Source organism: Dietzia sp. SLG310A2-38A2, assembly GCF_014145095.1.
Classification (GTDB): domain Bacteria; phylum Actinomycetota; class Actinomycetes; order Mycobacteriales; family Mycobacteriaceae; genus Dietzia.
In genome coordinates this window covers 897-1,996 of sequence record NZ_JAALDX010000224.1, presented here as the reverse complement: position 1 = coordinate 1,996, position 1,100 = coordinate 897, and the positions used below count along the sequence as shown (strand labels likewise).

At 72.1% G+C, this 1,100-nt stretch carries 1 pseudogene; it reads left to right on the top strand.

Annotation, left to right across the window (positions count from 1 at the left end):
• Positions 1–1,100, top strand: a pseudogene (locus G6027_RS18740) (hypothetical protein); the annotation flags it as partial.

Genomic DNA, 1,100 nt, shown 5'->3' with positions numbered 1-1,100 from the left:
TGGGGTCCGCCCGTGCGGCGCTGGTCGCGATCGGCGGCCAGCTGATCGGCGTGCTCGGGGCGTTCCTCGTGCTCGTCCCCGGTGACGCGGTGGGCTGGGAGTGGGCCACCGAGTTGTCCGTGGTGCTCGACGTGGGGTGCTCGACCGCGGTGATCGCCGTGCTGGCCGCCACCACCGCCACGCTGGTGTCACCGTGGCGACTGCGCGCACGGGCGCTGCTCTACGGCTACGTGATCGTCTCGTTCCTGTTCCTCGGGCGGTTGGCCGACCTCACGCATCTCATCGCCTTCGCGGTGTTCCTGGTGGTGGGCGAACGGTTCTTCTCCCTCACCGAGCGGGGACTGCGGCCCCGGACGCGGCGCGAGACCAGGCTGGTCGTCTCGGCCGGGATGTGGTTCCTCGCCGCCGTGCACGTGGTGGTCTACTTCGTCCCCGCGGAAGGCCCCCTCGGTCCGACCGAGGCCGACGACGTGAGCCTGGCCGGCATGCTGCTTTCCGTCCTGGTCGCCGCGGTGACCGCCGAGCTGCTCCGCCGCGGCTACCGGGCGGCGTGGCTCGTCGCCCTCGTGTACGCGCTCCTCACCGCAGTGACCACTTTCGTCGTCACCGTGCTGGTCGTGACCGCGGACTTCGAGAGCCTCGGTGCCGTCACAGCGGGCACCGGCCTGCTGTGGGCGGGTGAGGCCGTCCTACTTGTCGCCGGTCGGGGTGCGTTCGGGGTCCGGATCCGGCGACGTGTCACCGGCTCCTCGGTCCACTCTGACGACGTGATCGACCGCGTCCGCGCGCTGATCCGGCGGCACGGCGGCAGCACCATGTCGTGGATGATCACGTGGCAGCCGATGAACTACTTCTTCGGGCCCGGCGGCGAGCCCGGCACGGATCCCAGCGGGGATCCCAGGGCAGATCCCACCGCCGCCGGCACGGGCGCTCCGGCCGCCGGCGTGGTGGGCTATCGCATGCACGTCGGCACGGTCATCGCGCTGGCGGACCCGGTGGCCGCACCCGCCGATCGCGCCCGTTTGCTCACCGAGTTCGTGGAGTTCGCCGAGGCGCAGGCCGCGGTGCCGTGCCTGTTCTCGGTGTCGGCCGAGACCGCC